8 protein-coding genes are annotated in these 6,930 nt (G+C 46.4%); 6 read left to right on the forward strand and 2 right to left on the reverse strand.

Features of this window, described 5'->3' with window-relative positions; genetic code table 11:
* On the forward strand, window positions 1-577 hold a 577-nt coding region (locus tag RMO52_RS22255; RefSeq protein WP_310418676.1), incomplete at its 5' end, for an FAD-binding domain-containing protein.
* 253 nt (window positions 578-830) lie between these two features.
* Here RMO52_RS22255 and RMO52_RS22260 read toward each other — a convergent pair.
* Window positions 831-1,283, reverse strand: coding sequence for a Fur family transcriptional regulator (locus tag RMO52_RS22260; protein WP_310418694.1), 453 nt, complete (start codon window positions 1,281-1,283; stop codon window positions 831-833).
* A 353-nt stretch (window positions 1,284-1,636) separates the two neighbouring features.
* Here RMO52_RS22260 and RMO52_RS22265 point away from each other — a divergent pair, with 353 nt between their 5' ends.
* The 3 genes from RMO52_RS22265 to RMO52_RS22275 all read left to right on the forward strand — a co-directional run bounded on the left by RMO52_RS22265 (window position 1,637) and on the right by RMO52_RS22275 (window position 4,647).
* Complete coding sequence (locus tag RMO52_RS22265) at window positions 1,637-2,920, forward strand: extracellular solute-binding protein (protein WP_310418679.1); 1,284 nt, start codon at window positions 1,637-1,639, stop codon at window positions 2,918-2,920.
* A 223-nt stretch (window positions 2,921-3,143) separates the two neighbouring features.
* The gene (locus RMO52_RS22270; protein WP_310418682.1) at window positions 3,144-4,046 is read left to right on the forward strand and encodes a sugar ABC transporter permease; all 903 of its coding nucleotides are present in this window, start codon (window positions 3,144-3,146) and stop codon (window positions 4,044-4,046) included.
* Window positions 4,047-4,197: 151 nt separating this feature from the next.
* Window positions 4,198-4,647 carry a hypothetical protein gene (locus tag RMO52_RS22275; protein WP_310418685.1) on the forward strand — a complete coding sequence of 150 codons (450 nt, stop codon included), beginning with the start codon at window positions 4,198-4,200 and terminating at the stop codon, window positions 4,645-4,647.
* Between the two features lie 134 nt (window positions 4,648-4,781).
* Here RMO52_RS22275 and RMO52_RS22280 read toward each other — a convergent pair whose 3' ends face one another.
* On the reverse strand, window positions 4,782-5,345 hold the full coding sequence (locus RMO52_RS22280; RefSeq protein WP_396135078.1) for a Uma2 family endonuclease: 564 nt from the start codon (window positions 5,343-5,345) through the stop codon (window positions 4,782-4,784).
* A 118-nt stretch (window positions 5,346-5,463) separates the two neighbouring features.
* On the opposite strand from RMO52_RS22280, the gene RMO52_RS22285 reads away from it, so the two are divergent.
* A complete protein-coding gene (locus RMO52_RS22285) occupies window positions 5,464-6,363 on the forward strand; it encodes a carbohydrate ABC transporter permease (protein ID WP_310418691.1) in 900 nt (299 codons plus the stop codon).
* Window positions 6,364-6,472: 109 nt separating this feature from the next.
* A partial coding sequence (locus RMO52_RS22290; RefSeq protein ID WP_310418697.1) for an ATP-binding cassette domain-containing protein occupies window positions 6,473-6,930 on the forward strand: 458 nt, incomplete at its 3' end.

Genomic DNA, 6,930 nt, shown 5'->3' on the forward strand with positions numbered 1-6,930 from the left:
GCAAGGTGTCGATCTAACTTGGAAACAAGATTGGGAGCGGTTCGACCTCTGGCGGGAAGGTAAAACGGGCTATCCATTGGTAGATGCCAATATGCGCGAGATCGCCGCAACTGGATATATGTCCAATCGCGGTCGTCAAAATGTGGCGAGTTTTTTGACTAAAAACCTCGGTATCGATTGGCGAATGGGTGCCGAATGGTTTGAATCTCTGCTAATTGATTATGATGTTTGCAGCAATTGGGGCAACTGGAACTATACCGCTGGAGTGGGTAATGATGCGCGAGGTTTTCGCTTTTTTAATATTACCAAGCAGTCCAATGATTACGATCGCGAAGGTAAGTATGTCAAGCATTGGTTGCCAGAGCTAGAGGGAGTTCCCGCCGCTAAAGTTCACGAACCTTGGAAACTTTTACCAGTCGAACAGGAACGTTTTGGGGTCAGAATTGGCGTTGATTATCCGCAGCCTGTGGTCGATTTATTTAAGTCAGCCCGCACGAATGAGCTGATTTATAATATGGCTTTTAATATGCCGTCTAGTTCTCGCGATCGACCCGTTCCCAAGCGACGTGCTAAGTAATGCAATTTAGACAATAAACTAGTCTAAGTATGTAGTATGTAGGGTGGGCACTGCCCACCACATAGGTTTCCGAACAATATCTATCTAATAAATACCTGTATTTACTTGTCTTAAAGCAAATTTTGACAATAAACTATTGCTATGACAAACCAGACCTTTTATAAAAGGTCTGGTTTGTGTTCTAACAAGTATGGATTAGATTAGCTTAAATGGTGTGTGGTGGGCACTGCCCACCCTACTAAATATCTAATCCTTAAACGGGTAAGATCGAGCGCTGACAGCTCGGACAAACAGCGTGAATTGTCAACTGACAATCGAGGAGATGATAGCCTTCTTTTTTAGAAGTTTTATCGCCGATTTTCAAGACGGATTCATTCTTGAATTCGATCGTTTGATTGCATTTGACGCAGATTAGATGGTGGTGGTGGTGGTAGGGTTGATTGATTTCATAATGCTTGTGATCTTCAGCTAGCTCCAGTTCGCGCAAGATGCCCATCCGCGCCATCAGTTTGACGGTACGATAAATAGTAGACAAACTAATATCGTGCCCTTCATTGTGGAGCAGATCGAACAGATCCTCGGCGCTCAGATGTTTGCCTTCGGCTAGGTTCTGAAATATGTTTAGAATGACTTCGCGTTGGGGTGTCAGCCGCCAACCCCGTTCGTGTAGCTCAGCTTTGAGAGAGTCTGCTGTGTAGAATGACATACTCATCACCCGGTTTCGATCGTTAGCTACCATCATATCGGAGTTGGGATCTATTTGCAAGAAGCAGCACTTATTGAGAATAAGTCTCTTTTAAAACTTGGTGTCAGGGTGCGATCGCGGTTGTTAACAACATCTGCGGCAACACCGATCGAGTGAAGTAGAATGTAAGCATCACTGCTGGTATTTCTCGATCGAGTCAGCTAAATTACGACTCGATGCTAGTTTGGTAATTTCAAGAGTAAGTCTAAGTCAAAGATCCAGAGATTGTCTCGATCGAACAGCTCCAATCTAATTTTAATGGATCGACTGCTTGCCCGAACCTTCACGATCGCCATCGATCGTCAGCGCCCAACATGATTCGACGCTTTCAACTACGGGATATTTTGAGCTTGCTGCTACTATTTTTGAGTAGTTGCAATAGTTTATCGTTTGGCAACAGTTCGCCGCCGAGTCGTCCGGGAATCGTCCGCGTGTGGGCGCATTCGGGACAAGCCGCAGAGCGTCAAGTGCTGGAGCGCCAAGTCCAGCGGTTTAATGCGGCTAAAACGGGGGCGACGGTACAATTGACGTTTATCCCAGAGGGTTCATATAACGCCCAGGTTCAAGCCGCCGCGTTATCAAAAGATTTACCCGATGTCCTTGAATTCGATGGGCCATTTGTTTACAACTACGTCTGGCAACAAAATCTCGTGCCGATGGACAAGCTGATTTCGGCATCGGTCAAACAGGACTTATTGCCATCAATTCTCCAGCAGGGCACCTATCGCGGGCGATTGTATTCCGTGGCGACCTTTGATTCTGGGTTAGGCTTGTACGGTCGTCGCAGCCAGCTTCAAGCCGCCGGGATTAGAATTCCCCAGGGTAATCAAGATGCGTGGACGGTGGCGGAATTCGATCGAGCATTGGCAGCATTAGCAGCACGCGACCCCGACAGACAAGTGCTCGATCTCAAACTCAATCTGCGCGGTGAGTGGGCGACTTATGGCTTTTTGCCGATTATTCAGTCGGCTGGCGGTAAAGCAAATGGCAGCCTGAACAGCCCTAGCGCCGTCACCGCGATGCAGTCAGTCCAAAATTGGTTAAAACAGGGGTATGTCGATCCCAACATCGATGATGGGGCATTTACGAGCGGCAGGGTGCCACTCTCCTGGGTGGGTCACTGGGTCTACAAAGACTATGCCAAAGCCGTTGGTAAAGATTTGGTAGTCTTACCATTACCCAACTTTGGGCAGGGTTCCAAGACCGCTCAAGGCTCGTGGAATTGGGGGATTACCACCAATTGCTCGACGCCCACATGTCAAAAATCGGCGATGAGTTTCCTGGAATTTTTACTCCAGCCGCAAGAAGTCCTAGCGATGGCGAACGTCAATGGAGCCGTACCGGGCACCAAGCAAGCGATCGCGCAATCTCAACTCTACGCCCCCACTGGCCCATTACGCCTGTTTGCCGCTCAACTCCTCGCAGGCGAAACCGTACCGCGCCCCCAAACGCCAGCCTACCCAGTCATTACCTCCGCTTTTCAAGAAGCATTTGCGAATATTCGCAATGGCTTACCCGTCAAAACAGCTCTAGACAAAGCGGCAACCGCAATTGAGATCGATCGTCAAGACAACCAAAATTATCCCGATGTCCAGTGAGAGAATCTACCGTGTATGCACAAGTCTGTTGGACTTCGTTTCTAGATCTAAATCCCCCAACCCCCTTAAAAAGGGGGCTTTAAAAGTCCCCCTTTTTAAGGGGGATTTAGGGGGATTTCTAGGGTTTTTGCTTCTCTCTAGACTTGTGTATACACAGCAGGTGAGGGGATAGGGATAGGGAATAGGAAAAGATGATATTTGCACTTTCGCAGGAGGTCTAATAATGACGAGCAAATCATTAATAAAAGATGATACCCGGACGGCGTTACTAATGTCGGCACCTGCATTATTCGGCTTATTGCTATTTGTTGCCCTGCCATTTCTGCTCGCTCTCATCCTCTCGTTTACCAACCTGCGGCTCGGTTCGCCCTTACCGCTCCAGTTTCTAGGGCTAGAACAGTATCGGCGAGTGTTGCTAGATCCCAACTTTCGGCAAGCTCTACTCAATAACGCTCTATTTGCACTAGTGATGGTGCCCTTGCAAACAGCACTCGCACTCGCAATGGCGCTACTCATCAATCGTCCGCTACCAGGGATGACGATTTTTCGCACGATCTTTTTTATGCCAGTCGTATTTCCGATGGCTTTGGTAGCCGTAATTTGGACGATTATTTACGCCCCCAGCGCGAACGGGATGATGAATGCTTTATTGGAGTCAATCACGCTCGGTTTGTGGGAGCCGAAAGACTTTCTCAACGACCCGAATTTAGCACTACCAGCCATTATGTTATTGTCGCTGTGGCAGGGGGCGGGGTTTCAGATGGTAATTATTTTGGCAGGATTACAGGCGATTTCTAGCTCTTTGTATGAAGCCGCAGCGATCGATGGTAGTAATAAATGGAACCAGTTTCGCTACATCACCATCCCCCAACTGCGAAACACGCTAATTTTTGTGATGCTGGTGACTTCCGTACTCTCATTTCGGCTCTTCGACCAGGTTCAAATCATGACTCAAGGCGGCCCCAATGGTGCGACGACGACGGTAATGTATGAAGCAGTTAAGGCATCATTCGAGCAACAAAAGATGGCTAAAGGTGCCGCGATGACGGTCATATTTTTCGCGATCGTATTAGCAATTACCTCATTGCAAAGAGTTTTGATACCAGAAGATAGCGCGATCGATTAAATAATTTCTTTACTTTATTTGCAGCTAGTATCCCGATGGGGTAAAATCTACAGCAAATCCGTATAAGAAATAGCTATACCAATTTCGGGCACAATTAAAATATAATTTTAGAGTTTTAGATTGTTTGCATATGTCAAAGTTGACCGACCTTTTGAATCAGATTGTTGGCTGGATAGAAGACAACAATTCGGAAGAATGGAATAGAATTCGCCTGGATACTGGTTTGAGTCACGCCCAGATTCAACATTTTTATGAAGGTAATTCGTTCATCTTTCCGACAGAAATTGTTGATCTCTATCAGTGGCATGACGGTGGTAATGGCTCTTTCTTTATAGATGCTCACGGAATCTATGGAGATCAACACTTTAATTCCCTAGGTTGGGGATTAAGCTGTGGTGAAGATTGGTCGAGAGATTACTGTCCAGACAAGAAGATCTTAGCTCTGTTTGCTTGTGAGGATGTTTACTGGTGGACGATATTGCCAGATACCTCTCAAGAGGCTGCACCGATTTATGTCAGTGATGAGCCAGATTTTGATACCTGCTCTCCTAATTATCCTAGTCTCACAGCAATGCTAGAGGAGATGATTCAAAGGTTATAGGCGTAGCTTGACTCAATCTTGCTGAATTAGGCATTGGTGACTATACCGTGATGCTCCAGCAGGAAAACTAATCGTGATAAATAATCTGCTGAAACGGTGTGAGATCTGCCTAGCAGATTTGAATCGTCGATTAGTTATGACGATCGATTAACTTCAAAAAACCGTCGCACCTCGATCGAGATATTTGGAAAGGCTAAAGGTGAAATTGTGCCATCTTGAAGGTTGGTGACAGTCCGATAACCCAACGGTGAAGGATCTTGAAAAACAGTGAGCTGTGCATCCTGGAGATTTACCACCCAATACTCAGGTATTTCTGACTGTGCATAGACGATCTGTTTATCGCCTAGATCGTAATTGAGGGTGCTATAGGAATACTCAACCAGCCAAAAGATATTTTCTGGATAGGGATGATGCCCTAGGTAAACAGTATCGAGCGGTTGGACGATTGCCAGATCTGGCTGTGGCTCCGAACCATTAGGCAAGGTTACGGGACGACCTTCCCGGACTTGAGCTTGTCCGACAAGGAGACCGCGCAGGATTTGGGCAGCGCGATCGCTAAAATAAACATGGGGTTCTCCTTCCGGTGGCATCAGAATTAGATCTCCCCGTAATAATTCGAGATTTTGACCATCAAAAATACCTGAGTCGATCGCCTGATGGTATCGATCGATTGTCCACTTATAGGTCGCGATCGTCATCATTTATCCTCTCAAGTGTTGACGTATTCTCACTTTAACAGATCTTCGCTCGCTGCCAAGTCGATGAAAAAGGTTTTGATGTTGTTAGAATGAAGTTCAATAAGCTGGAGATCGCATTATGTCAGATTTTCCTTCTGAAGGGCTTCCCCAACGCATTCAACCAGAGCAATTTACGCCAAACCGCCAGGGAAATCGATCGCGATCGGGCATAGTTAGCTATGCTTTACTGATTTTGTTGGCGTTGCTATTTGTGGCACCGATCGCGTTTATGTTCGTGGCTAGCCTCAAACCTGATGAATTAGTCTTATCGCAAGCTGGTACTATTCAAGGGTTTATCCCCAGTCCGGCTTCTCTCCAAAACTATCAGGATGTATTTCAAAGAGTCAATTTCGGGCAGTTTTTTATCAACTCATTATTAATTACTAGCTCGATCGTTCTGGGGGGATTGGTAATTAATTCAATGGCGGGTTATGCTTTTGCCAGGTTGCGGTGGCGGGGACGCAGCACGATCTTATTAGTGGTATTGGCATTGATGATTATTCCGTTTGAAGCGATCGCGGTGCCATTGTTTTTTCAGGTGACTCTATTAGGTTGGCGCAATACTTATCTGGCGCAAATCTTGCCGTTTATTGCCAATGCGTTTTCAATTTATCTATTCTATACATTCTTTATCGGCTTACCCAAAGAACTCGAAGAAGCAGCACGAATTGATGGAGCTAGTATCTTTCGCACCTTCTGGGAAATTATCGTGCCAATTTCCAAGCCCGTATTTGCAACTGTCACGATCTTGACTTTTTTGACTCAGTGGGGGTCTTTTCTGTGGCCGTTGATGGTAACGATCGACGAACGAGTGCGACCTTTACCCGTAGCGATTGCCTCTTTTCAGACTTTACCGCCGATTCAGTGGGCGGATATTATGAGCTTTGGGGTGATGATGGTGGCGCCGATTTTAATGGTGTTTTTGGTGTTTCAGAAGTGGTTTGTTGAAGGGGTGGCTTCGACGGGAACTAAAGGATAGTAATTGAGAATTGAGAATTGAGAATTGAGAATTGAGAATTGAAATCGAATTAATAGTTTTATCCCGATCGTATTTTTGTCGAATTCGTATTTAGTAGGGAGCGATGATGATGGCAAGTGTCAAATTCGATCGAGTGTTTAAGGTTTATGCTAACGGTCAGACGGCGATTAAAGACTTATCGTTAGATATTGCTGATGGTGAATTTCTGGTATTTGTGGGGCCTTCTGGGTGTGGGAAATCGACGGCGTTGAGGATGTTGGCTGGGTTGGAGGATATTTCGGCAGGTAAAATAATTATTGGCGATCGAGTTGTCAATGACTACACGCCCCAGCAGCGGAATATTGCGATGGTGTTTCAAAATTACGCGCTGTATCCACACATGAGCGTGCGCCAAAATTTGGAATTTCCACTGCGGATGCTGAAGTTGTCTAAGCCCCAGATCGATGCGCTGGTGGCTGAGGCGGCGCAGAAGCTCGGTTTGATGGAATTAATGGAACGCAAGCCCAAACAGCTTTCGGGAGGGCAGCGACAGCGGGTAGCGATGGGACGGGCGATCGTCCGCGATCC

This window comes from Chamaesiphon sp. OTE_8_metabat_110, assembly GCF_031382685.1.
GTDB lineage: Bacteria > Cyanobacteriota > Cyanobacteriia > Cyanobacteriales > Chamaesiphonaceae > Chamaesiphon.